The sequence below is a fragment of the Noviherbaspirillum sp. genome (assembly GCF_035254685.1).
In the GTDB taxonomy this organism is placed as follows: domain Bacteria; phylum Pseudomonadota; class Gammaproteobacteria; order Burkholderiales; family Burkholderiaceae_D; genus Noviherbaspirillum.
This window is the reverse complement of the sequence record NZ_DATFAI010000045.1, coordinates 159,584-181,914: the sequence shown is the minus strand read 5'-3', so window position 1 is coordinate 181,914 and position 22,331 is coordinate 159,584. Positions and strand designations below refer to the sequence as shown.

The 22,331-nt window shown below is 59.6% G+C and carries 24 protein-coding genes and 1 pseudogene; 12 read left to right on the top strand and 13 right to left on the bottom strand.

The features are described 5' to 3' along the window. The first annotated feature begins 3 nt into the window (after nt 1-3). Both hemL and VJ698_RS21795 read left to right on the top strand, forming a co-directional pair. Nucleotides 4-1,287 (top strand): glutamate-1-semialdehyde 2,1-aminomutase, encoded by a 1,284-nt coding sequence (hemL, locus tag VJ698_RS21800; RefSeq protein WP_324104909.1) that lies wholly within the window; start codon nt 4-6, stop codon nt 1,285-1,287. A gap of 176 nt (nt 1,288-1,463) precedes the next feature. Next, a complete protein-coding gene (locus VJ698_RS21795) occupies nt 1,464-2,741 on the top strand; it encodes a divalent metal cation transporter (protein ID WP_324104908.1) in 1,278 nt (425 codons plus the stop codon). Nucleotides 2,742-2,780: 39 nt separating this feature from the next. On the opposite strand, the gene corA is transcribed toward VJ698_RS21795, so the two are convergent. From corA to mpl, 9 genes are all read right to left on the bottom strand, one after another. After that, nucleotides 2,781-3,746, bottom strand: a complete 966-nt coding sequence (gene corA / locus VJ698_RS21790; protein ID WP_324104907.1) for a magnesium/cobalt transporter CorA — start codon at nt 3,744-3,746, stop codon at nt 2,781-2,783. Nucleotides 3,747-4,108: 362 nt separating this feature from the next. Further along, nucleotides 4,109-4,522 (bottom strand): hypothetical protein, encoded by a 414-nt coding sequence (locus VJ698_RS21785; protein WP_324104906.1) that lies wholly within the window; start codon nt 4,520-4,522, stop codon nt 4,109-4,111. A gap of 25 nt (nt 4,523-4,547) precedes the next feature. Further along, the gene (gene mtgA, locus VJ698_RS21780) at nt 4,548-5,243 is read right to left on the bottom strand and encodes a monofunctional biosynthetic peptidoglycan transglycosylase (RefSeq protein ID WP_324104905.1); all 696 of its coding nucleotides are present in this window, start codon (nt 5,241-5,243) and stop codon (nt 4,548-4,550) included. After that, entirely contained in the window at nt 5,240-6,070 is an 831-nt protein-coding gene (aroE, locus tag VJ698_RS21775) for a shikimate dehydrogenase (RefSeq protein ID WP_324104904.1), read from the bottom strand. The genes mtgA and aroE overlap by 4 nt, the downstream gene beginning before the upstream one ends. Continuing rightward, nucleotides 6,067-6,960 carry a TonB family protein gene (locus tag VJ698_RS21770; RefSeq protein WP_414691202.1) on the bottom strand — a complete coding sequence of 298 codons (894 nt, stop codon included), beginning with the start codon at nt 6,958-6,960 and terminating at the stop codon, nt 6,067-6,069. Before VJ698_RS21770 ends, aroE begins: the two co-directional genes overlap by 4 nt. Before the next feature lie 70 nt (nt 6,961-7,030). After that, a complete protein-coding gene (locus tag VJ698_RS21765; protein WP_324104903.1) occupies nt 7,031-9,031 on the bottom strand; it encodes a ribonuclease catalytic domain-containing protein in 2,001 nt (666 codons plus the stop codon). A gap of 66 nt (nt 9,032-9,097) precedes the next feature. After that, the gene (locus VJ698_RS21760; RefSeq protein WP_324104902.1) at nt 9,098-9,679 is read right to left on the bottom strand and encodes a chorismate--pyruvate lyase family protein; all 582 of its coding nucleotides are present in this window, start codon (nt 9,677-9,679) and stop codon (nt 9,098-9,100) included. Next, nucleotides 9,679-10,260: a YqiA/YcfP family alpha/beta fold hydrolase gene (locus VJ698_RS21755; RefSeq protein WP_324104901.1), complete on the bottom strand. Its 582-nt coding sequence runs from the start codon at nt 10,258-10,260 to the stop codon at nt 9,679-9,681. The genes VJ698_RS21760 and VJ698_RS21755 overlap by 1 nt, the downstream gene beginning before the upstream one ends. Continuing rightward, a complete protein-coding gene (gene mpl / locus VJ698_RS21750) occupies nt 10,257-11,633 on the bottom strand; it encodes a UDP-N-acetylmuramate:L-alanyl-gamma-D-glutamyl-meso-diaminopimelate ligase (protein WP_324104900.1) in 1,377 nt (458 codons plus the stop codon). Before mpl ends, VJ698_RS21755 begins: the two co-directional genes overlap by 4 nt. Nucleotides 11,634-11,811: 178 nt before the next feature. On the opposite strand from mpl, the gene VJ698_RS21745 reads away from it, so the two are divergent. From VJ698_RS21745 to VJ698_RS21705, 10 genes and pseudogenes are all read left to right on the top strand, one after another. Then, nucleotides 11,812-12,423, top strand: a complete 612-nt coding sequence (locus VJ698_RS21745; protein ID WP_324104899.1) for a hypothetical protein — start codon at nt 11,812-11,814, stop codon at nt 12,421-12,423. Then, entirely contained in the window at nt 12,420-12,941 is a 522-nt protein-coding gene (locus VJ698_RS21740) for a TlpA disulfide reductase family protein (RefSeq protein ID WP_324104898.1), read from the top strand. Before VJ698_RS21745 ends, VJ698_RS21740 begins: the two co-directional genes overlap by 4 nt. Nucleotides 12,942-13,023: 82 nt before the next feature. Next, on the top strand, nt 13,024-13,461 hold the full coding sequence (gene aroQ, locus VJ698_RS21735; protein ID WP_324104897.1) for a type II 3-dehydroquinate dehydratase: 438 nt from the start codon (nt 13,024-13,026) through the stop codon (nt 13,459-13,461). An 80-nt stretch (nt 13,462-13,541) separates the two neighbouring features. Continuing rightward, nucleotides 13,542-14,006, top strand: coding sequence for an acetyl-CoA carboxylase biotin carboxyl carrier protein (gene accB, locus VJ698_RS21730; protein WP_324104896.1), 465 nt, complete (start codon nt 13,542-13,544; stop codon nt 14,004-14,006). 87 nt (nt 14,007-14,093) lie between these two features. Continuing rightward, a complete protein-coding gene (accC, locus tag VJ698_RS21725; protein WP_324104895.1) occupies nt 14,094-15,473 on the top strand; it encodes an acetyl-CoA carboxylase biotin carboxylase subunit in 1,380 nt (459 codons plus the stop codon). A 13-nt stretch (nt 15,474-15,486) separates the two neighbouring features. Further along, the gene (gene prmA / locus VJ698_RS21720) at nt 15,487-16,398 is read left to right on the top strand and encodes a 50S ribosomal protein L11 methyltransferase (protein ID WP_324104894.1); all 912 of its coding nucleotides are present in this window, start codon (nt 15,487-15,489) and stop codon (nt 16,396-16,398) included. 5 nt (nt 16,399-16,403) lie between these two features. After that, nucleotides 16,404-16,469, top strand: a pseudogene (locus VJ698_RS24650) (zinc-ribbon domain-containing protein); the annotation flags it as partial. A 252-nt stretch (nt 16,470-16,721) separates the two neighbouring features. Continuing rightward, nucleotides 16,722-17,522 (top strand): DUF3426 domain-containing protein, encoded by an 801-nt coding sequence (locus tag VJ698_RS21715; RefSeq protein ID WP_324104893.1) that lies wholly within the window; start codon nt 16,722-16,724, stop codon nt 17,520-17,522. Nucleotides 17,523-17,585: 63 nt separating this feature from the next. Then, nucleotides 17,586-18,518, top strand: coding sequence for a carbohydrate kinase family protein (locus tag VJ698_RS21710; protein WP_324104892.1), 933 nt, complete (start codon nt 17,586-17,588; stop codon nt 18,516-18,518). Nucleotides 18,519-18,567: 49 nt separating this feature from the next. Continuing rightward, entirely contained in the window at nt 18,568-19,017 is a 450-nt protein-coding gene (locus VJ698_RS21705; RefSeq protein ID WP_324104891.1) for a glycine zipper 2TM domain-containing protein, read from the top strand. A gap of 15 nt (nt 19,018-19,032) precedes the next feature. On the opposite strand, the gene VJ698_RS21700 is transcribed toward VJ698_RS21705, so the two are convergent. From VJ698_RS21700 to VJ698_RS21685, 4 genes are all read right to left on the bottom strand, one after another. Further along, nucleotides 19,033-19,341, bottom strand: a complete 309-nt coding sequence (locus VJ698_RS21700; protein ID WP_324104890.1) for a DUF167 domain-containing protein — start codon at nt 19,339-19,341, stop codon at nt 19,033-19,035. Further along, nucleotides 19,338-19,880, bottom strand: coding sequence for a YggT family protein (locus VJ698_RS21695; RefSeq protein ID WP_324104889.1), 543 nt, complete (start codon nt 19,878-19,880; stop codon nt 19,338-19,340). The genes VJ698_RS21700 and VJ698_RS21695 overlap by 4 nt, the downstream gene beginning before the upstream one ends. Nucleotides 19,881-19,975: 95 nt before the next feature. Then, nucleotides 19,976-20,482 (bottom strand): histone H1-like DNA-binding protein, encoded by a 507-nt coding sequence (locus VJ698_RS21690; protein WP_324104888.1) that lies wholly within the window; start codon nt 20,480-20,482, stop codon nt 19,976-19,978. 521 nt (nt 20,483-21,003) lie between these two features. Further along, the gene (locus VJ698_RS21685) at nt 21,004-22,221 is read right to left on the bottom strand and encodes a ribonucleotide-diphosphate reductase subunit beta (RefSeq protein ID WP_324104887.1); all 1,218 of its coding nucleotides are present in this window, start codon (nt 22,219-22,221) and stop codon (nt 21,004-21,006) included. Between the last annotated feature and the right edge of the window lie 110 nt (nt 22,222-22,331).

Sequence of the window (22,331 nt, the reverse complement as noted above, 5' to 3'; positions counted from 1 at the left end):
TATATGACTTCGAAAAACGATACCCTGTTTGCCCGGGCGCAAATCAGCACGCCGGGCGGCGTGAATTCGCCTGTTCGCGCGTTTCGTTCGGTCGGCGGCACGCCCCGCTTCATCACCCGCGCAGAAGGACCGTATTTCTGGGACGCCGATGACAGGCGCTATATCGATTACATCGGTTCCTGGGGGCCAGCCATCGTGGGCCATGCCCATCCGGCGGTCATCAAGGCGGTGCAGGACGCGGCGGTGCGCGGTCTCAGTTTCGGCGCGCCAACCGAAGGCGAGATCGAGATGGCCGAGGAAATCTGCAGGCTGATGCCTTCGGTCGAGCAAGTGCGCCTCGTATCCAGCGGCACCGAAGCCGGCATGAGCGCATTGCGCCTCGCGCGCGGCGCGACCGGCCGTGATGCCATCATCAAGTTCGAAGGCTGCTACCACGGCCATGCGGATTCGCTGTTGGTCAAGGCCGGCAGCGGTCTGCTGACGTTCGGCAATCCGACCTCTGCGGGCGTGCCCGAAGACTTCGCCAAACATACGCTGGTGCTTGACTACAACAACCCGCAGCAACTCGAAGACGTGTTCGCTCGCATGGGCGAGCAGATCGCCTGCGTGATCGTCGAACCGGTTGCCGGCAACATGAACCTGGTGCGTGCCACGCCGGAATTCCTGCAGACCATGCGCCGCCTGTGCTCACAGCATGGCGCCGTGCTGATTTTCGATGAAGTTATGTGCGGTTTCCGCGTCGGTCTCGGTGGCGCCCAGGCGATGTACGGCATCACGCCGGACCTGACCGTCATGGGCAAGGTGATCGGCGGCGGCATGCCGGTTGCCGCATTCGGCGGCCGCAAGGACCTGATGAAGCATCTCGCGCCGCTCGGCCCGGTCTACCAGGCGGGCACCCTGTCCGGCAACCCGGTCGCAGTTGCTGCCGGCATGGCAAGCCTCAGACTGATCCAGGAACCGGGCTTCTACGAATCGCTGTCGGCGCAGACCAGCAAGCTGGTCCAAGGCCTGTCGGCTGCGGCCAGGGATGCCGGCGTCGCCTTCTCGGCCGATTCTGTCGGAGGCATGTTCGGCCTGTATTTCAATGACCGTGTTCCCGACAGCTACGCAGACGTGATGACGTGCGACAAGAACAAGTTCAATGCGTTCTTCCACGCGATGCTCGACCTCGGCGTCTACCTTGCACCGTCGGCGTTCGAAGCCGGCTTCGTATCGGCACAGCACAACGATGCGGTGATCGATGAAACCATCGGCGCAGCGCGCAAGGCATTTGCCGAGTTAAAGTAAATGAAAGAGGAAGATCCGCACGCGCGGATCTTCCTGAGCGCCAGAAATTTTGCGCCTCCCCGGCCGCATAAACTGGTAAACTCCGCCCGCAATGGACAGTTACCCTTTACCCCACCAGACATAATCGCGGCGCCCCCCACTACCGGCTGGCCGCTGATGTTTTTGCGGAGGCCGGCATGGTCAGCAAACTCTATTTCCGTTTCAAGAAAAGCGGCGCCTTCAAGGCGCTCGGCCCCGGCCTGATCACCGGCGCGGCGGACGACGATCCATCCGGCATCGCCACCTACTCGCAGGCCGGCGCGCAGTTCGGCTTCAACATGCTGTGGACGGTGGTGCTGACCTACCCGTTCATGGTCGGCATCCAGATGGTATCAGCGCGCATCGGTTGCGTAACGGGCAAGGGACTCGCAGCGAACATCCGGCGCGTGTACCCGCCATGGATGCTCTATGGCATCGTGCTGTTGCTACTCATCGCAAACATTATCAACATCGCCGCTGATGTGGCCGCTATGGGCGAAGCCATGCGCTTGATGGTCGGGGGCGGCTCGGTACACCTCTATTCCCTTGGATTCGGCTTCCTATGCCTGTCGCTGCAGATCTTCCTGCCTTACCGCAAGTACGTGAAATACCTGAAATGGCTGACCCTTGGCCTGCTGGCCTACGTGGCGACCATGTTCGCCATCCACGTGCACTGGAATGAAGTGGTGCTTCGGACAATACTGCCAAACTTCGCCTGGAACAACGACTCGGTCACGCTCATCGTTGCCATCTTCGGCACCACGATCAGCCCTTACCTGTTCTTCTGGCAGGCATCGCAGGAGGTGGAGGAATTGCGACTGGGTGCCGCCAGCGAGGCTCCCGAGACGGAGACGGAAGATTACGGCGCACACATGCGGCGGATCAAGCTCGATACCATCATCGGCATGGGCTTTTCCAATCTGGTCGCGTTCTGCATCATCTTGACCACCGCCGCAACGCTGGCTGCGCATGGCATCACGAACATCCAGACTTCGGCACAGGCGGCCGAGGCCTTGCGTCCGGTGGCGGGCGATTTTGCCTTCGCCTTGTTCGCGCTCGGCATCATCGGAACCGGCATGCTCGCCATTCCAGTACTCGCCGGTTCGGCAGCCTATGCAGTGACCGAAAGCTTCCGCTGGCCGAACGGGATGGATCTAAAAGTGCTGGAAGCGCGCGAGTTTTATGCCATCATTTCCCTGGCGACGATCGGCGGTATGCTGCTCAATTTCACGCCGTCCGACCCGATCAAGGAGCTGTTCTGGGCAGCGTTGATCAATGGTGTGATTGCGGTCCCTATCATGATCGTCATGATGCTGCTGGCGCATGATGGGCGCATCATGGGCGAGTTCACCTTGTCGCGCCGGCATACCGTGGTCGGATGGCTCGGTGTCGCGATCATGCTGGTTGCGGTGATCGCGATGTTTGTCACCATGTGATGCACATGCCGGGCGCTTGAAGCGCTCGGCATGTCGGTGTCATTTCAACCAGCCGCGACGGCGGAAATACCAGAAGGGTGCGATGGCGCTGCCCACCATCAGAGCGAGCGCGAAGGGATAGCCCAAGTCCCATTGCAGTTCCGGCAGGATCCTGAAGTTCATGCCGTAGATGCTGGCAATGAGTGTCGGCGGCAGGAATGCGACAGACGCCACGGAGAAAATCTTGATGATCTTGTTCTGGTTGATGTTGATGAAGCCGACCGTGGCATCCATCAGGAAGTTGATCTTGTCGAACAGGAAGGCGGTGTGGCCGTCGAGCGATTCGATATCGCGCAGGATCTGCCGCGCCTCTTCGAACTGCTCGCCGCTGAGCAGACGCCCACGCATCAGGAAGCTCACCGCACGCCGCGTATCCATCATGTTGCGGCGGATGCGGCCGTTCAAGTCCTCTTCCTGCGCAATCGCATTCAGCGCATCGGCGGCGTCCTGGTCGGTCAGCTCTTTCTGCAGCACCCTCCGACTCACGTCTTCCAGGCTTTGATAGATGCCCTCCAGCGCGTCCGCCGAGTACTCGGCATCAGTCGCGTACAGATCCAGCAAGACATCCTTGTAGTCACCGATCGATCCGGGCCGCGAACGTGCCCGCATGCGCACCAGGCGGAACACGGGCAGGTCGTCGGTATGCACCGAGAACAGCATATCCCGAGCAAGAATGAATGCCACCGTTACCACCCTTGACGGACCGTTGTCTTCCTCCAGCAGGAAATCGGTGCGCAGGTGCAGGTCGGCGTTTTCCGCTTCGTAGTAACGCGCGGAGGCTTCGATATCCTTGACTTCGTCTTCGCCCGGCAGCGTCACGCCGTAGATGCTTTTCACCCACGCACGTTCATCGTCGTTCGGGTCGGTCAGGTCGACCCAGACCGGCGCAACATTCTCCAGATCGTTCCTGGTTTCAATATTGACCTGGTTCAGCCGCCCGTTCTGCAAGACGAATACATTAATCATGTGCTCTCCCGGCCATGCCAGTATTGTAATGGCGCAGCCACCCCCGCGGCGGATAGCCGCAGGTCAATTGAATTACGGGGAACGCGGCCATGAACATGGCCAGAGCGCGCCCACCCACCGTGTCATGGCGAGAGGCGCTTGGGGAAGCAAGGAATGGGAAAAGCGCTATCTCGCCGGTTGGCCGTCGTCTGACGGCGGACTGTGTGTACCAGAACTACCCAAGACGGGTCTCCAGAAACAAAAACAGCGCAAGTTTACTGATATCGATGGCAGCAGGCAAGCGCCGGATGCCGGTATGTCGAAATGAGCCCGCGCATGAGGAAGAGCCATCCGTGCAGGACAGAAATCTGCGCGGCAAACCCTTAACGCGTTGCCTTTTCGATGGCCCGTTCTTCCATCGTTGGCGGGCTGTCGACCTGCGATGCTGCCGGGGCGGGAATCTTCGGCGCCTCGAAACCGGCGGTGTCATGCATCTCGACCTTGCGGCTGGTCGGATTGGCGACATCGCACTCAACGTTGGTATAGACCACCTTGCCATTCACCGTGCACTTGCGGACCGCGGTCGCCTCCGGTTTTGCCGCCTTTTCGACGGCCTGGGAGGTCTGCTGGATCATCTGGCCTGCATCGGTTTTGGTGAACCGGCCCAGGGCTTCGGAGAAATAATTGCGCTCGTGGCGTGCCGACATCAGCGCCACCATTGCGGCAAGTGCCACGACGCCGACGAACACGGCTGCCCAGAACAGGCTCAATGCCCCCTTCTGATATTTCCGATGCATGCGCGCTCCCTTTTTTCTCTTGTTTTCAAGGCAGTTCTGCCGCTGCCATGCGCCGCAGGATCAGATCGGTGCGGCGCGCCAGATAGGATGATCCACGATTCTTGTCATAAAAGCGAGGCTTGGGCAGCATCACTGCCAGCCGGGCGGCCTGCGGCGCGCTCAGGTTGGCTGCCGACACGCCGTAATAATGCTGCGCTGCCGCTTCCGCACCGAATACGCCGACGCCCCACTCGACCACGTTGAGATAGATCTCGAAGATGCGCTCCTTGTCCATCATGTATTCGAGCATGTACGTGATGACGACTTCCTGCGCCTTGCGCGCATAGCTGCGTTCGCCGGAGAGAAAGAGGTTCTTGGCAAGCTGCTGCGTGATGGTGGAGCCGCCGGCGACCACCTTGCCTTTCCTGGTGTTCTTTTCGTATGCCTTTTCCATGGCCTCCCAGTCCACGCCCTCATGCTCGGAAAAGCGGGAGTCTTCGGAGGCAATGATGGCGCGCTTGAGATTGCTGGAGATGCGGTTGTACGGCACCCACTTATGTTTTAGCTGGGCCTTGGGATCCTTCTCGCGCAGGACCGCAAGCTGGCGATCCATGAAGCTGGTGGAGCTCGGGTTGTGGTCGACCCACCACCAGATCTGCGCGAAGAAGTAGAGTTGCATCGCCAGTACGATAGCGATCGGCGCAAGCACAAGCCAGAGCAATAACCTGCGCAGGACCTTCATTCCGCCTGGAGCTTTGCGCGCAGGTCCGCGTACACTGGCGCCGTATCCGGCAACACGCCACGCCAGATGCGGAAGGATTCCGCCGCCTGCTCGACCAGCATGCCGAGGCCGTCACGCGCTCGCGCGCCGTGCTTCTGTGCGAATCGCATGAAGACTGTCGGCGCCTTCCCGTACATCATGTCATAGGCGAATGATGCGTTGCCGAAGATAGCGGGATCAAGCGGCGGCAGGTCGTCCGCGAGGCTGGCCGAGGTGCCATTGATGATGATGTCAAACGGCTGTTTCAAGGACGCGAATCCACTGGAAGACACCGAGCCGTGTCCTGCGAACTGCGCCGCGAGTTCATCCGCCTTTTCCACAGTGCGGTTGGCGATCACCAGTTCCGCCGGATGCTGCTCGAGAATCGGCAACAGGACACCGCGCACGGCGCCGCCCGCTCCCAGGAGCAGGACCTTCCGGCCGGCCAGCACAACGCCGGCATTGCGCACGATGTCGTTCACTAGGCCGATGCCGTCAGTATTATCGCCCGTGATCGCCCCGTTCTCGAAGCTCAGGGTATTGACCGCACCCGCCGCCTTCGCGCGTTCGGTAAGCGAATCTGCCAGGGCATAGGCTTCCAGCTTGAACGGCACGGTGACGTTGCTGCCCCTGACGCCCTCGCGGATCAGGTCCTGCACGGTCCGCTCGAAGCCATCCAGTGGCGCGAGGATACGCTCATAGACCAGGTTCTGCCCGGTCTGCGCGGCAAAGCGCGCGTGGATCTCCGGCGACTTGCTGTGCGCGATCGGATTGCCGATGACCGTGTAGCGGTCCGGTGTGGCGTTCAATTGATTCCCCCCTGCAGTTGCGCCTCCAGTGCATCGTCCCGCGTGAACTTGAAACGCGTCGTCATCACCCAAACGTCGTCCCTGTCGGATGACCGCATGTTCTTGGCGAAGGCGCCGAAGGGCGCGGCGCGGCGCACGATGCGACGCGCCGCTTCGTCGAGCGCCGGGTTGCCGGATGAACGCTCGATGGTAATGCCTTCGTCGCGATCATTGGCATAGATCTTCCCGTCCTGGAAAATCGAGATCGACATCGTCAGCTCGCCATAGAGTTTCCTGCCATCCTTCTGCGGGAAATTCAAGGTGCCGAACTTTTCGATGCGCTGACGCACACTGTCGAAATACATCGCATAGCCGACTTCGCGCGTACTGGGTGAAATAAAGGTCTTCTTCGGCCGCTTGTTCTCGTCCTCGATGCGACGCGAGATTTCCGCCTCGCGCCGCAGGATGGCTTTCTCGCTGTCGGACAGATCGGTGGCGTCCTGTTTCGCCTGCGTCTCTTTCGGCTTTACCGGGTCCTTAGTCGCCGAGAACGTCGATTTCCTGTTGAGATGGGCCAGCATGCGCTGCTGCTTTTCCAGCTCTTCGATGCGCCGCTGGATGGCTTGCAGGCCCTCGCCGTTCTCGCTCTTGTGCATATCCGGCAGGGGAGATTTCGAACGGCCTGCATCGGCATTGCCGCCGCCGTCGAGATTGGCCTGCGCGAGCGCCTCGGCCTTGACCGGTTTCCTGTCATGCTTGGCGTTGACAAGAATGACTTCCAGGCCCGGATCCATCGGCTTGAATTGAAATGCATCCGGAGGCGCGAATCGCACCGCCAGCATCGCGCCATGCACCAGCACTGACGCCGCGATAGCGATGGACAAGGTGCGGTTTTCAGAAAGTAGCATCACGCCCAGACAATCCAGCAATTGCAGAAGCTTTGAATTTTACGATAAAGGCTTGCACCGCCATGCGAACTTTTCACATGGATGCTTGCTGCGGGACGGATTCTGCATCAGCCTCCGTCTCGCTGATGGCAATTTCTTCATCTTCGATGACAGCGGCATCGATTTCTTCCGTATGTTCGCTTGTCATTTCGATCAGTCGTGTCTCAACGCTGAGATCAACCTCGTCCCAGCGAATCAGATCGAGCTTGACCTGCGTGCCACGCGGCGCCTGCGGCATGCCCGGTAGGCGGATGATGAGCGGAATGTCAACCAGGCGCAGCACTTCGTCTTTCAAAACCACGGCATCGACGTGCTTCGCATTTTCCTGCGACAGCCAGCGCAGGCACCAGTAGCGCTCCATATTGCTCTGGAAGTCGGCATAGGCGGCATAGGCCGCATCGAAGGCCGACACGATAGCGAACAGATCGGCATCCTTCGGCTTGAAGGGTGCGACGAGCGGCGCGGTAACGCCATGCTCGGCACAGGCAATGATCTGCCACTGGTTGACGAGATCGGTATAGCGTCGCAGCGGCGAAGTGCTCCACGCATACTGGTCGACGCCCAGCCCCTGGTGCGGTGCGGCGTGCGTCACCATGCGCACCTGCATCCTGGCTGCCCAGCCGCCGCCCCCGGCGCCCTGGCTGCGATAGATGCCGGGCACGCCATGGTCGTGCATCAGCTTTCCCCAGGTGCTGTTCGCGAAAATCATCAGTTCGGCGACGATCTTGTCGAGCGGCGCGCCGCGCTTGCGGCGCACGATGCTGACCACATCGTCTTCCACATAAAAATTGAAGTCGACGCGATTGGTCTGTTCCGGTTTCAGGCCGAAGCTCTCGCGCTTGGCCATGCGCCCCTTTTCCAGGACCTGCGCCCATTGCCACAGCAATGCGATATCCGCCTTGTGCGGATACTCTCCCGCACCGGCAGCGAGGTTCTCTTCGGTGACGATTTCGTCGAGATCGTTGTGACGCAAGTTCGCTGCGATCGGCACCGCTTCCGCCCTGGTCTCCGTCGTCACCACCGACCAGTCCGCAGGATCGAGCGTCGCGTACAGCGACAATGCCGGGCAGGCCTTGCCTTCCGCCAGCGTGAACGACTCGACCAGTTCGTCCGGCAGCATCGTGATCTTGTCGCCGGGCATATAGACCGTCGACAGGCGTTGCCGCGCGATGGCATCGATCGCATCACTGCGCTTGATGCCGAGTCCCGGCGCTGCGATGTGGATACCGATCCGCACCTTGCCATCGGGCAGATGAACAACGGAGAGCGCATCATCAATTTCCGTCGTCGTCACATCATCGATGGAAAATGCCTGCACGTCGGCGACCGGCAAGGATGATATGGCCGGCACCGAAATCGACGGGAAGCCCGTCCCTTTCGGGAAATACTCGTGCAGGAACCGGGTCATGTGAAGCTGCCTGGGCGAGCCAATGCCACCCGCTTCCAGCATCAGTCGTTGTGGCGTCGTTTGCAGTTCGGAGCACGCGACATCCAGAGCCTTGTATTCGATACTGTTCTTGTCCGGCTTGAAGAGCAACTGCATCGCAATCGGCTTGAATGCCTCCGGCAAGCGGCGGGCTTTCAGCTCGTCCACATACTGTGCCTGGATCGCTGCCTGCTGCTTCTTCTTCTCGATGCCGGCCAGCGCCGCTTTCAGCGATGCTTCGGGAGCCGCCTTGTAGCGTCCCCTGCCCTTCTTGTAGAAATAGATCGGCGCATTGTGCAGCCGCAGCAGCAGCCCCGCCGCTTCCTGCGGCTTCGGCTCATGGCCGAAATACTCGGCGCCAAGCTCCGCGTAGCCAAATTCTTCCTGGCCTGCCACTTCCCACAGGAAATCGAGATCGATGTCGTCCGCGATCTCCTGCGCCTCCTTCATTAGCTGCACCGGCTCAGGCGAAGAAAACTGCAGCAGCACGTCGCGCGCCTTGACCTTGGTGCGCTTGCCGGTCTGCAGTTCGACCTGATAAGCCTCGCCTTGCTGTTGCAGGACAGTGCCGGCCTTGAAGTCGCCTGATTCTTCGAAAAATAAATTCATTGCTTGCTTGTACTTTCCAGCGGGTTAAGTAGTCAGGAACAGCGCCATGCGCAGTCGTCTTTTTGCTTATTGCGCCTGTGTGCGCCGAGGCGTTCCGAGCTCGGCAATCGCCGGTAAAAATAGTTCGGTGACGAGTAACACGCCGTTCCTGCGCCGATACAGGCAACGGCGCGCGAACAGCGGTGACGCCAGTTCCTCACCGCCAAGTGCTGCGCATGCACGTCGTGCCAGCGGATGCCTGCCGCGCAGGCGGGCGTACTGGAGATGGCCGCGCAGCACGCGCGGATCGCCGAACAGTGTGGTGCCCAGAGAACGCTCTCCCAGCGTACCGAAAAAAGGCCAGTCCGATGCAGTTGCGCTCAAGGGTACGATGGTGTGCGCATACACGATCGGACGCCCGTCGCATTGCAGCAATACTTCCCTTTCCTGGACGCAAGTGCGTCGGGGCAACTTCACTATCGCGGCTTCATCCGGCAGGCAAAGTCCGTGCTCCTGATGAAGGCGGCGGACACGGAAATGGCTGCTGCGCAACGTCAGTTTTTTTGTCAGCGACATGGTGTCGGTAAGCCAGCCACGCATCGAGGGAGTCGGATTGACGCCATTGACGTGGTCGCACCAGTGCGCGTAGGCAATCGAATGCAATTTCATTAATCTGAATCCGGCAGGATGCCGCAGAACGCAAGGACTTCATCCACGTACTCGGCAAATTCCGAGATGCCATGGTCGCTGCCTTCGATCACATGCTGCGTCGCGCCCGGATAGTGCACCACCATCTCGCGCCAGTCGAGCACCTCGTCGCCGGTCGCGGCCAGCAGGAAATAGCGCTCCGGCCGCGTGATTCTTTTCACCGCAAATGCTTTCAGCTCGTCCACATGTTCACGCTTGAACTCGAACGGTTCATTCGTATGGAACATGGTCATCACGCCGACGTATTTTTCCAGGTCGGCAGGCGGCGTAATGGCGGGGTTGAGCAGCACCGCGCGGCAGCCGAATTTTTCCACGAGCCAGGTGGCGTAATAGCCGCCCAGCGAGGAACCGATCAGCGTCAACCGTTCCGGATCCGCCTTGGCAGCAATCTCGCTGGCGAGTGCAATCGCATTGCGCGGCGACGCGGGCAGTTGCGGACAGTGAAACTCGCTCGCACGCCCGAGTTCCTGCAACCGCTTGTCCAGCAGGCGCGCCTTGAACGAGAGCGGCGAAGAGCGGAAGCCGTGCAGGTAGAGAATCATGGCGCGAGTGCGTCGAGAATCTTCTGATGCACACCGCCAAAGCCGCCGTTGCTCATCACCAGGACATGGTCGCCCGGCCGCGCCGCATTGACAATCGCCTTTACGAGCGCATCGAGGTCGTCATACGCTGCGGCTTTCTCGCCAAGGGGCGCGAGCGATTCGCCCAGATTCCAGCCGAGAGCGTCCTTGCCCGCCTTTGCGCCGTAGCCGAACACGAGGTCGGCCTCGGCCAAGCTGCCTGGCAAGGCATCCTTCATCGTGCCGAGCTTCATCGTATTGGAGCGCGGTTCCAGCACGGCGAGAATGCGCGTGAGTCCGACCTTCTTGCGCAAGCCCGCGACCGTTGTCGCAATGGCGGTGGGATGATGGGCGAAGTCGTCGTACACGGTGATGTCATTCACCACGCCGCGCACTTCCATGCGCCGCTTGACGTTTTCGAATTTCGACAGCGCTTCGATCGCCAGCGCCGGCGGCACACCGGCATGGCGTGCGGCGCCAATCGACGCCAGGGCGTTCAGCCGGTTGTGTTCGCCGGTCAGCGACCAGTCGACTGTGCCCTGGATGTCACCATTGAATCGCACGTCGAAGCTGCCGTCCTCATTGTCCTTGAGCGACCAGCCCTCGCCGCCGGAGATGCCGAACCATTCGTTCTCGCTCCAGCATCCCCGGGCGATCACGCGTTGCAGCGATTCTTCGCGGGCATTGGTGACCAGGCGCCCGACGCCGGGAATGGTGCGCACCAGGTGGTGGAACTGGGTTTCGATCGCTCCGAGATCGGGGAAGATGTCGGCGTGGTCGTATTCGAGATTGTTCAGGATGGCGGTTCGTGGGCGGTAATGGACGAACTTGCTGCGCTTGTCGAAGAAGGCGGTATCGTATTCATCCGCTTCGATCACGAAGAAATTCGAGTCCGCGGCTTTGCCCGACAGGCGTGCGGAAATGCCGAAATTCATTGGTACGCCGCCAATCAGGAAGCCCGGATGGTAGCCGGCTTCTTCCAGGATCCACGCCAGCATGGAGGAGGTCGTCGTCTTGCCATGGGTGCCGGCAACGGCAAGCACCCATTTGTTGCGCAGGATATACTCGCCAATCCATTGCGGTCCGGAAGTATAGGGCAGGCCACGATTCAGGATTTCCTCCATCAGCGGATTGCCGCGCGAGACGACGTTGCCGATCACGAACAGGTCCGGCTGCAGGTTGATCTGCTCGGGACCGAAGCCTTCAATCAGCTCGATGCCTTGGGCCTGGAGCTGTGTGCTCATCGGAGGATAAACGTTGGCATCGCAACCGGTGACCTTGTGGCCCGCCTCCTTGGCCAGCACTGCGAGGCCGCCCATGAAGGTGCCGCAGATGCCGAGAATATGGATATGCATTGTGCTGTTTCAAAAGAGATAAAAACTGACTGAAATGCGTGACGAGAGGTCGAAAGAAGAAGACACACCGATTTCAGCCGATCCGAGATTTTACCTGAGCCACGCGCATCGAAACTGTTCCCCATCCACGACGTATCCAACGGAATTCGTCCCAGCCTGACGGAGTATCATCGACACCATGAGTAATTACGCAAGCACCACGGATCTGCTGCGCGCCGAAATTGCCGCTGCGGCGGCGCGCCTGATTGCGGAGGACGGTGCCGACTATGCCACAGCCAAGCGCAAAGCCGCCAGACAGATCCTTGGAAATGCACGAGTGCGCGGGGAAATCATGCCGGATAACGCACAGGTCGAAGAAGAAGTGCGACGTTACAATGAGGTCTTTTTTGCCGACACACAACCAGCGCGACTTTTGCATTTGCGCAAAATCGCTTTGCGCCTGATGGAGGAGCTGGCACACTTTTCACCCCACCTGACCGGCGCTGTCCTAAACGGAACGGCAGGCGAACATTCCGACATTCACCTCCAGCTGTTTGCGGACAGCGCCAAGGATGTGGAAATTTTCCTGATCAACAAGAATGTCGATTTCGAAGTCTCCGAAACCTCACATTTCAAGCGCGGGGAACCAGTGGAAACGGTCAGTTTCATGTGGCAGAACGAAGGCGTTCATCTTGCATTGTATGAAACAGACGACCTGCGCGGCGCCGTAAAGGCAACGCCGGAAGGCAAGCTCGCCCGCGCAGGCACTGAAACAGTGCGCACGCTCATTGCGGAATCAGAAGGAACATGAAGAAAAATATTGTTATATTTGGCGCGGTCGCCGTGGTATTCGTATTGCTTGGCGTATTCATGGGCTATCGCCAGACGGCGCTGCCTGCCCCTGAAGCGTCCGCCGTTGACAATCTGCTATCACAGTCGATGCCCGATGCGGCAGGCAAGCCTCAGGCGCTGGGGCAGTGGAAGGGCAAGACACTGGTTGTTAATTTTTGGGCAACATGGTGCAATCCCTGCGTGGATGAAATGCCCGAATTGTCAGCCCTGCAACCTGAACTCGCACCACGGGAAATCCAGATTCTTGGCATCGGCATCGATTCCGCGAAGAACATCGCCGAATTTTCGTCAAAGTACAAAATCGACTACCCTCTTTTCGTAGCAGGCGTAAGCGGAACCGAACTGTCGCGTCAGTTCGGCAACACCGCGGGCGGGTTGCCATTCACCGTCCTGATAGGTCATGACGGTAAGGTAAAAAAGACATTTCTTGGCCGCCTGAAGATGAATGAGTTGAAAAAGGAATTGGCCTCTCTATAAGTAACGAAAAATCTTTCCCCTTGCCAGTCAGCATCTTTTGGCGGCAAAATGCGGCATCCTCGTCAAACGGAGTCATATCTCCATGGCAAAAAAACTTCTTCTGGTCAATGGCCCGAACCTGAATCTGCTGGGCACACGTGAACCGGAGGTGTACGGATCGACCACGCTCGCCGATATCGAGCGTGCGGCGGCAGCAGCGGCAAGTGCCGCTGGCGCGACGCTCAGCTGTTTCCAGAGCAACCATGAAGGTGTGCTGATCGACCGTATCCAGGCTGCCAGGATCGAAGGCGTGGATGCAATCGTCATCAATCCGGGCGGGCTGACGCATACCAGCGTGGCGCTGCGCGATGCATTGGCCGGTGTGGCGATTCCATTTGTTGAAGTACATATCTCGAACATTCACAAGCGCGAAGCTTTTCGCCATCACTCATTCCTGTCAGGGATCGCCGTCGGCGTGATCTGCGGCCTCGGGGTCGAAGGATATGGCGCAGCGATCGATTTCGCACTCAAAAAGCTGTAATTTTCATTATCTCGCTGCAACCCACTTATAATTGTGGCGTACTCCAATTGCAATAAATACATAATTCAGAGGGATTTCATATGGATCTACGAAAACTCAAAACGCTGATCGACCTCGTCGCCGAATCAGATATCGCCGAACTGGAAGTCACAGAAGGCGAAAGCAAAGTCCGTATCGTCAAATCCTCCGCAGCACCGCAAAACCAGGTCGTCATGATGCAGCCGCACGCGATGCAGCAGCCAATGGCGGCACCGGCCGCCTCCGCAGCACCCCAGGCGGCCCCCGTGGTGGCGGCACCGGCCGAACCGGAAGGCCATGTCGTGAAATCGCCGATGGTCGGCACCTTCTATCGCGCATCGGCTCCCGGCAATCCTCCGTTCGTCGAAGTCGGCTCTACCGTCAAGGACGGCGACACGCTGTGCATCATCGAGGCAATGAAACTGCTCAACGAAATTGACGCCGATACGTCCGGCGTGATCAAGCAAATCCTGGTGGAAAACGGCCAGCCGGTAGAATTCGGCCAGCCGCTGTTTGTGATCGGTTAAGCGCTGCGCGTGCGGCCGCTATTTATTTAGATAGCCCCGTCGCGCACTTCCGGTACCGCTGCCCCTTTACGAATCGACCCTTCCACCATGTTCGAAAAAATCCTCATTGCCAATCGTGGCGAAATTGCGCTGCGCATTCAGCGCGCGTGCCGCGAAATGGGCATCAAGACCGTGGTCGTGCACTCCGAAGCCGACCGCGAAGCAAAATACGTCAAGCTGGCCGATGAATCGGTCTGCATCGGCCCCGCACCTTCCGCGCAAAGCTACCTCAACATGCCCGCCATCATCAGCGCGGCAGAAGTGACCGATGCCGAAGCGATCCACCCGGGCTACGGATTCCTGTCCGAGAATGCCGACTTCGCCGAGCGTGTCGAGAAGTCCGGTTTCGTCTTCATCGGCCCGCGTCCCGAATCCATCCGCCTGATGGGCGACAAGGTGTCGGCCAAGCAGGCAATGATCAAGGCCGGCGTGCCCTGCGTGCCCGGGTCCGACGGCGCCCTTCCTGAAGATCCGAAGGAAATCATCCGCATTGCGCGCAAGATTGGTTATCCCGTCATCATCAAGGCTGCCGGCGGCGGCGGCGGACGCGGCATGCGCGTGGTCCATACCGAGGCTGCGCTGCTGAACGCTGTCACGATGACCAAGACTGAAGCCGGTGTGGCGTTCGGCAACCCCGAAGTCTATATGGAGAAGTACCTGGAGAATCCGCGCCATGTGGAAATCCAGGTGCTGGCCGACGAATTCAAGAATGCCGTCTGGCTCGGCGAGCGTGACTGCTCCATGCAGCGCCGCCACCAGAAAGTGATCGAGGAAGCACCGGCGCCGGGCATTCCGCGCAAACTGATCGAGCGCATCGGCGATCGTTGTGCGGAAGCCTGCCGCAAGATCGGCTATCGCGGCGCAGGCACCTTTGAATTCCTGTATGAGAACGGCGAATTCTATTTCATCGAAATGAATACCCGCATCCAGGTGGAACACCCGGTCACAGAGATGATTACTGGCGTCGACCTGGTGCAGGAGCAGATTCGCGTTGCAGCCGGCGAGAAACTGCGCTTCCGTCAGCGCGACATCGAGTTGTCCGGCCACGCCATCGAATGCCGCATCAATGCCGAAGATCCGTTCAAGTTCACGCCCTCGCCGGGCAAGATCATCGCCTGGCACGCGCCGGGCGGCCCCGGAATTCGCGTCGATTCGCATGCCTATGCGGGCTATTTCGTGCCGCCGACCTATGACTCCATGGTCGGAAAGGTGATTTCTTATGGCGCCACGCGCGATCAGGCGATCCGCCGCATGCAGATCGCCCTGTCGGAAATGGTAGTCGAAGGCATTCTGACCAACATTCCCTTGCATCGCGAGCTGATGGTGGACGCCCGCTTCATCGAAGGCGGCACCAACATCCACTATCTGGAACAAAAACTGGCGGACAAGCCGGACCTGCAGAAAGCAGCAGGCAAGACCTCCAAGTAAATAAGGTATCACCATGAGCTGGACCGAAATCGTCATCGAAGTCGCGCGCGATCAGGCAGAAGCCCTATCCGATGCATTGATGGATGCAGGCGCGCTGTCGGTGTCGGTGGAAGACGCTGATGAAGGCACCGCTGCCGAGCGGCCGCTGTTCGGCGAACCCGGCATGGAGCCGACGGAAGCGGCATGGGAGCACAGCCGCGTCGTGGCACTTGCCGCGGAAGACGCTGACCATGCTGCGATTGTCGCCGAGGCGGCCTTGGCTTGCGGCATCGCCACGCCGTCTTATTCCCTGCGCCCCGTAGCAGAGCAGGACTGGGTGCGCCTGACCCAATCGCAATTCGCGCCGATCCATATCGGCACGAACATCTGGGTTGTGCCGAGCTGGCATGATGCCCCCGATCCCGGTGCACTGATTCTCGAGCTGGATCCCGGCCTTGCGTTCGGCACCGGCAGCCACCCGACCACGCGACTTTGCATGGAATGGCTCGAAGCACATGCGCCGCAGGGACTGACCGTCCTCGACTACGGATGCGGCTCCGGCATCCTTGCCATGGTGGCGAAGAAACTCGGCGCGGTGGAGGTGATCGGGGTCGATATCGACCCGCAGGCGATCGAATCGGCGCGCTACAACAGCGAGCGTAACCGCTGCGAAATCGACTATTATCTGCCGGAAGAGTTTGCCGGTTCTCCCCATCCGCAACGCTTCGATATCGTGGTCGCAAATATCCTGTCCAGCCCGCTGAAACTGATGGCGCCGATGCTTTCCTCGCGCGTTGCCGCGGGCGGCAGGCTGGTGTTGTCCGGCATTCTCGCCCGCCAGGCGGACGAAGTCGCTGCCGCCTATGCTCCCTTCATCAAGATGTCCGTCTGGGCGGAACATGATGGCTGGATCGCACTCTCCGGCCAGGCGACCGGCCCCGCATAAACGCAATGGCGCTCGCAACCCAATGTCCACATTGCCATACGACATTCCGGGTCGCGCATGACCAACTGAAACTGCGCGCCGGCCTGGTTCGCTGCGGTGCGTGCAAGCAGATCTTCAACGGTATCGAAAACCTGCTGCGGCCAGAAGGAGAGGAGCCGCCCGCAAGCGCGACAGCGCCAACGCCTGCATCTGCCCCGCCGCAACAGCCAGCTCAAGAGGCCGAATCCCGAATACCCCGCACAAGCGGAAATCCTGCCGCCACGGAACAACTGCAGGCGGACAGCGAGGAAACACCGCTGCCGCCAGAACCCCGCCACGAGCACATGCAGGAATCCGCCGCGCCTGCAGAGGATGCTGTCGCCAAGCCGGAGACCGTGAACGATCCGCTGCTCCGCATGACGCTGATGGATTTCACGCATGAGCATGTGCAGCCTGTGCAGGGCAAGGAAAGCATCGAAAGAGAAACTGCCGGCACCGGCGAGTCCGACGAGGTGGAGCGGGCGATTGACGACCTCCAGAACAAGCCATGGCGCGACAAGGAAGAAGCAGTATTCACCGAGACCGATGCGCTTGACGCTGCCGATACCGCCGAATATGTGGAACCGGCCTTCGTTCGACAGGGGCGTCGCCGGCAGCGTATCGGCCGCGTGCTGCGGGTCGTGATGTCCGCCGGGTCCGTGCTCCTGCTGTTCGGATTGATCGGCCAGGGCGTCTATGTCTTCAGAAACCAGATCGCGGTGCATTTCCCGGGCACGAAGCCATTGCTGACCGAAGCATGCGCCTACCTCGGGTGCCAGGTCGCGCTACCGTCGCAGATTGATTATGTATCGATCGAGTCGAGTGAATTGCAGGTGCTCAGCCCGGAGACCAATGTCTTCACCCTGTCGGCGCTCCTGCGCAACCGCGGCGCAACCGAAGAAGCATGGCCCTACCTTGAACTGACGCTCAACGATGCCAATGACAAGCCGATCGTGCGACGCGTGTTCACCGCACGGGATTACCTGTCAACGCTACAGGATGCGCAAAAGGGCTTCGCGCCGAAATCGGAGCAGGCGATCAAGCTGTTTTTTGAAGTATCGCAACTGAAACCTTCGGGATACCGGCTGTACCTGTTTTATCCTTGAGATTTCACTTCGGCCACGGCGGTTCGCCGTACAATTCCAACATTTTCAGACTGGCTGCCATTCATGACTTCTCTCATCTGCGGTTCGCTCGCCTTCGACACCATCATGCTGTTCGGCGGTCGCTTTTCCGAAGCACTGCTCGCGGAGCAGCTTCACAAGATCAACGTCGCATTCCTGGTGCCAGAGATCCGTCGTGAATTCGGCGGCTGCGCCGGCAACATTGCCTACAACCTCAAGTTGCTGCAAGGTGATCCGCTGATCATGGCGACGATCGGCACGGATGGAGGCCCCTACCTGGACCGCCTGGACCGGCTGCAGATTTCGCGGCGCTGCATCCGGACGGTCGAGAATTCGTACACGGCACAGGCCTTCATCACGACGGATGCCGACAGCAACCAGATCACGGCATTCCATCCCGGCGCCATGTCTTTCTCCCACCAGAACAGGATTGCCGACGCGGGTCCCGTCAAGCTGGCGATCGTTGCCCCTGACGGACGTGACGGGATGGTGCAGCATGCCGTTGACTGCGTCGACCAGAGCGTCCCTTTCATCTTCGATCCGGGCCAGGGATTGCCGATGTTCAGCGGCGCGGAGCTGGAGCATTTTATTGAACTGGCAACGTATGTGGCGGTCAATGATTATGAGGCTGAACTATTGACCGAGCGCACCAAACTGTCGCTGGAGCAGATCGCCAAGCGCGTCTCGGCGCTGATCGTTACCCGTGGTGAGCAAGGTGCGGAGATCTATGCAGAAGGCAGGCAGATCGACATTCCCTGCGTGACGGCCGACAAGGTTATTGACCCTACCGGCTGCGGCGACGCATTCCGTGCCGGCCTGCTGTACGGCCTGACCAACGGTATGGACTGGGTCACCACCGGCCGACTGGCAAGTTTGATGGGCGCCATCAAGATCGCTTACGAGGGCGGGCAAAACCACCAGCCTTCACGTGAAGAAATCGAAGAGCGGTTCCACAAGGCGTTCGGATATCGCTTCTGAGCGTATCCATCCGCGGCTGCCGCGAAAGTGCCGGTTCAAGGAGAATCATATGCGCGCTAGTTTCCCGATCCTGACGTTGATGGCCGCAACTCTGGTGGCTGCATGCGCCTCGGAGCCGCCCCGGTCAGGCATGTCATCCACAGAAGGCACGACCGTGGTGCAGACTGCGGAAGTGACCGATGTGCGGGATATCAAGGTCCATGAAGGTCGCGCAACGGGTATCGGTTCGATCATCGGTGCCATCGTCGGTGGTGTCGCGGGCAATACAATAGGCGGTGGTGATGGCCAGGCGATCGCGACCGCGGCAGGTGCGGTGGGCGGCAGCTTGGCCGGCCAGGATCTTGAGCAGAAGAGTTCAAGCCGTTCCAGCGTCGAACTGACGCTGCGCTTCCCCAACGGGGATGTCCACACCTATCAGGTGGGCACGAGTGAGACATTCCAGGTGGGTGATCAGGTGAAGGTCACAACCAACCGCGGCGTGACGCGAATTACGCATTGACAGCGGCCGGAGGCGCTATGCGTCCGCAGGGACCAGGATTCGCTTCACATCCTCCGCAGCCAGCTTCGGATGTGAAATCTCGATGATCTTGCGCTTGCTGGTTTGGCCGTGCGTGATGGTGACCGCGCTCTTGGGCACGTCGAGCCTGTCCGCAAGGTAACGTATCAATGCTTCATTGGCCTTGCCCTCGATCGGCTGCGCCTGCAGTTTGATTTTCAGGGCATCTTCCAGCACGCCGATAACTTCACTCTTCTTCGCATTCGGCGTGATCTGCACCGTGACCCGCACGCCTCGCGGCGCGGGGCTGCACCAGTCCTTGCTCATGCGAGCGAGCCCAGCACTGTCGTCACCAGCATCAATCCTATGCGCAGCAGGATCAAGGCCACCAGCGGCGTAAGGTCGATGTTCCCGACCAGCGGAATCACGCGGCGCAGCGGACGCAACAGGGGCTCGTTCAACGCGCGGATGAACGGCGCCAGTGGCGCATGCGGATTCACCCAACTGAAGATGGCTTCAATAATGATGAGACCCATGAAGCCGTAGAACACCCACTCAAAGAAGCGCAGCAGGGAGAGCAGGACGAGAACTTGTGGTGAGAAACGTGAGAACAGCGCGAGATCGATCGCTACTGCGAGAATGATGACCAGTGCCGCACCAATCAGGCTGGCCCAGTCGTAGCCGCCGACGCCGGGCAGCACGCGGCGCAGCGGGCGCACCAGCCAGTCGGTCAATTGGAAGGTGAACTGGCCCAGGGCAAGCGGCGGCCGCACACGCACCACTTGCATCCAGAATCGCAGCAGCAGCACGCCGCCGAGCACACCGGCCACGCTATCGACAATCAAGGTAAGAATGCTGTTCAGCACTATCTGATCTCCAAAGAAAAAGCCCGTCGCACGGCCTGAGCCACACAACGGGCATTTTGCCTGAACTTAATCAGGCATCCAAGCGAGCTCGCCGATTACGGACGAGTGCCGGTCGGGAACGGCCAAGCCGCTGCCGGGTTCAGCACGGTCTTCACAGCAGGCGCAGGCGCTGCTGCAGGCTTGGCTGCAGGCTTCTTGGCAGCTGCCTTTTTCGGAGCTGCAGCCTTCTTGGGAGCAGCTGCTTTTTTCGCAGCAGGCTTCGCGGCCGCCTTCTTGGCGGCCGGCTTCTTGGCGGCTGCCTTTTTCGGAGCTGCAGCCTTCTTGGCTACCGGCTTCTTCGCTGCGGCTTTCTTTGCTGCCGGCTTCTTGGCGGCGGCGGCTTTCTTGGCTACCGGCTTCTTGGCTGCGACTTTCTTCGCTGCGACTTTCTTGGCTGCCGGCTTCTTGGCAGCTGCTGCCTTCTTCGCTACCGGCTTCTTGGCAGCGGCGGCTTTCTTGGCTACCGGCTTCTTGGCGGCTGCTGCTTTCTTAGCGACCGGCTTCTTCGCCGCGGCTTTCTTTGCAGCGGGTTTCTTCGCTGCTGCTTTCTTTGCTGTTGCCATTTGTTTCTCCTTCACGTGATGAGAAAGTTCAAACTACGAGGTTTTTGAAACCCGCCCCGCCCATCGCGATGGGCCTGGCGGATTATTCATCGGCACAAGCAAACTTCTGTTTGCGCTAATGAATTCGGCACCAGCTGAACTGCTGCATCACCTCATTCATGCAGCACTTCAGCCTCATCTGACTACGCCTCTCTTCTGATAATCACTGCCGCGCGTCGGCAGTGAAGGAGGTATAAAGCCACGCACTCAAACAGCGCTGCGGCAGTCGTAGCCAAAAAAAACGCCGGCAGCAATGCCGGCGTCGGAATACAGTTTCTCAAACACCAACAGGTTTTTGAGAGCAAACGCTGCCTTGCCCGACTTCGTCGGGGTCAGCGCAAAAAACGTAGAAGATCGATGCGTTCGTCTACTGTCCATCAAATTGGTTATAGCCCTTCAGTTTTGCAGCCGCCAATCTTTGCGATTTGTGCTTGCCGCCGTCTCTCCACCTCGCTAATCGCCGTGTGCTTTTTCTGCTTCTTTTATTCCCAGCTCAGCGCACCACCGGTTTGGTATTCGATCACGCGTGTCTCGAAGAAGTTGCGCTCCTTTTTCAGATCGATCATCTCGCTCATCCACGGGAAGGGATTCTCTTCCTGAGGGAACATCGGATCGAGACCGATCTGCTGCGCGCGCCGATTTGCGATGAATCGCAGGTACCCTTTAAACATCGGCGCATTCAAACCGAGTACTCCACGCGGCATTGTATCCTCTGCGTAGCGATATTCCAACTCCACCGCACGTAAAAACAACGATTTGATCTCATCGCGGAAGCTCGCAGTCCACAAGTGCGGGTTCTCCAGCTTGATGGTGTTGATCAGATCGATCCCGAAATTGCAGTGCATGGACTCGTCGCGCAGGATGTATTGGTACTGCTCCGCCGCGCCCATCATCTTGTTCTGACGGCCCAGCGCAAGGATCTGCGTGAAGCCGACGTAGAAGAACAAACCTTCCATCAAGCATGCGAACACGATCAGCGATCGCAGCAGCGTCTGGTCTGCTTCGAGCGTGCCTGTCTTGAATTCGGGATTGGTCAGCACGTCGATGAACGGGATCAGGAACTCGTCCTTGTCTCGGATGGAGGCGACCTCATGATAGGCGTTGAAGATCTCGGCTTCGTCCAGGCCGAGCGATTCGACGATGTACTGGTAGGCGTGGGTGTGGATGGCTTCTTCGAACGCCTGGCGCAACAGGTACTGGCGGCACTCCGGCGCGGTGATGTGGCGATAGGTGCCCAGCACGATGTTATTGGCAGCAAGAGAGTCGGCAGTCACGAAGAAGCCGAGGTTGCGCTTGATGATGCGGCGCTCGTCCTCGGTCAGGCCGTTCGGGTTCTTCCACAGCTCGATGTCGCGCTGCATGTTGATTTCCTGCGGCATCCAATGATTTGCGCAACCGGCGAGGTACTTGTCCCAAGCCCACTTGTACTTGAACGGGACGAGCTGGTTGACGTCGGTCTGGCCATTGATGATGCGCTTGTCGGCAGCGTTGACGCGGCGCGTGGAGGCGCCAGAATCGGCGGAAGCAGCGGAAACAGCGGGCTGGGGCTTGCTGACCAGCGCGGGATCCAGAGCGACATCGTGGAATTGGGTGGAACGCAAAACCGATGGCGTCACGGCGGCCAGCGCCGGCTGCAATTGCGGTTGCGGAGCTTGAACAGGTCTTGTGGCAGGAGTTACTTCGTCATCCCAGCTGAGCATGGCAGTTCTTCCTTGTGAGTATTGTAGTGATAGTTGCGTGATGTTCAAGCCGGCATGAGCCGCACGATGCGATTTCGCAGGACAAGGCACGGATTGAACATGTCGGTGCG

Excerpts from the sequence above, each read along its gene's own strand:
- VJ698_RS21740 (WP_324104898.1), top strand. The coding sequence starts at position 12,420 with ATGAAGAAAAATATTGTTATATTTGGCGCGGTCGCCGTGGTATTCGTA.
- mtgA (WP_324104905.1), bottom strand. The coding sequence starts at position 5,243 with ATGAAGGTCCTGCGCAGGTTATTGCTCTGGCTTGTGCTTGCGCCGATC.
- VJ698_RS21700 (WP_324104890.1), bottom strand. The coding sequence starts at position 19,341 with ATGAGCAAGGACTGGTGCAGCCCCGCGCCGCGAGGCGTGCGGGTCACG.
- VJ698_RS21710 (WP_324104892.1), top strand. The coding sequence starts at position 17,586 with ATGACTTCTCTCATCTGCGGTTCGCTCGCCTTCGACACCATCATGCTG.
- aroQ (WP_324104897.1), top strand. The coding sequence starts at position 13,024 with ATGGCAAAAAAACTTCTTCTGGTCAATGGCCCGAACCTGAATCTGCTG.
- VJ698_RS21715 (WP_324104893.1), top strand. The coding sequence starts at position 16,722 with ATGCAGGAATCCGCCGCGCCTGCAGAGGATGCTGTCGCCAAGCCGGAG.
- hemL (WP_324104909.1), top strand. The coding sequence starts at position 4 with ATGACTTCGAAAAACGATACCCTGTTTGCCCGGGCGCAAATCAGCACG.
- VJ698_RS21765 (WP_324104903.1), bottom strand. The coding sequence starts at position 9,031 with ATGAATTTATTTTTCGAAGAATCAGGCGACTTCAAGGCCGGCACTGTC.
- VJ698_RS21690 (WP_324104888.1), bottom strand. The coding sequence starts at position 20,482 with ATGGCAACAGCAAAGAAAGCAGCAGCGAAGAAACCCGCTGCAAAGAAA.
- corA (WP_324104907.1), bottom strand. The coding sequence starts at position 3,746 with ATGATTAATGTATTCGTCTTGCAGAACGGGCGGCTGAACCAGGTCAAT.
- VJ698_RS21785 (WP_324104906.1), bottom strand. The coding sequence starts at position 4,522 with ATGCATCGGAAATATCAGAAGGGGGCATTGAGCCTGTTCTGGGCAGCC.
- accB (WP_324104896.1), top strand. The coding sequence starts at position 13,542 with ATGGATCTACGAAAACTCAAAACGCTGATCGACCTCGTCGCCGAATCA.
- VJ698_RS21795 (WP_324104908.1), top strand. The coding sequence starts at position 1,464 with ATGGTCAGCAAACTCTATTTCCGTTTCAAGAAAAGCGGCGCCTTCAAG.
- VJ698_RS21745 (WP_324104899.1), top strand. The coding sequence starts at position 11,812 with ATGAGTAATTACGCAAGCACCACGGATCTGCTGCGCGCCGAAATTGCC.
- prmA (WP_324104894.1), top strand. The coding sequence starts at position 15,487 with ATGAGCTGGACCGAAATCGTCATCGAAGTCGCGCGCGATCAGGCAGAA.
- mpl (WP_324104900.1), bottom strand. The coding sequence starts at position 11,633 with ATGCATATCCATATTCTCGGCATCTGCGGCACCTTCATGGGCGGCCTC.
- VJ698_RS21760 (WP_324104902.1), bottom strand. The coding sequence starts at position 9,679 with ATGAAATTGCATTCGATTGCCTACGCGCACTGGTGCGACCACGTCAAT.
- VJ698_RS21755 (WP_324104901.1), bottom strand. The coding sequence starts at position 10,260 with ATGATTCTCTACCTGCACGGCTTCCGCTCTTCGCCGCTCTCGTTCAAG.
- VJ698_RS21685 (WP_324104887.1), bottom strand. The coding sequence starts at position 22,221 with ATGCTCAGCTGGGATGACGAAGTAACTCCTGCCACAAGACCTGTTCAA.
- VJ698_RS21705 (WP_324104891.1), top strand. The coding sequence starts at position 18,568 with ATGCGCGCTAGTTTCCCGATCCTGACGTTGATGGCCGCAACTCTGGTG.
- accC (WP_324104895.1), top strand. The coding sequence starts at position 14,094 with ATGTTCGAAAAAATCCTCATTGCCAATCGTGGCGAAATTGCGCTGCGC.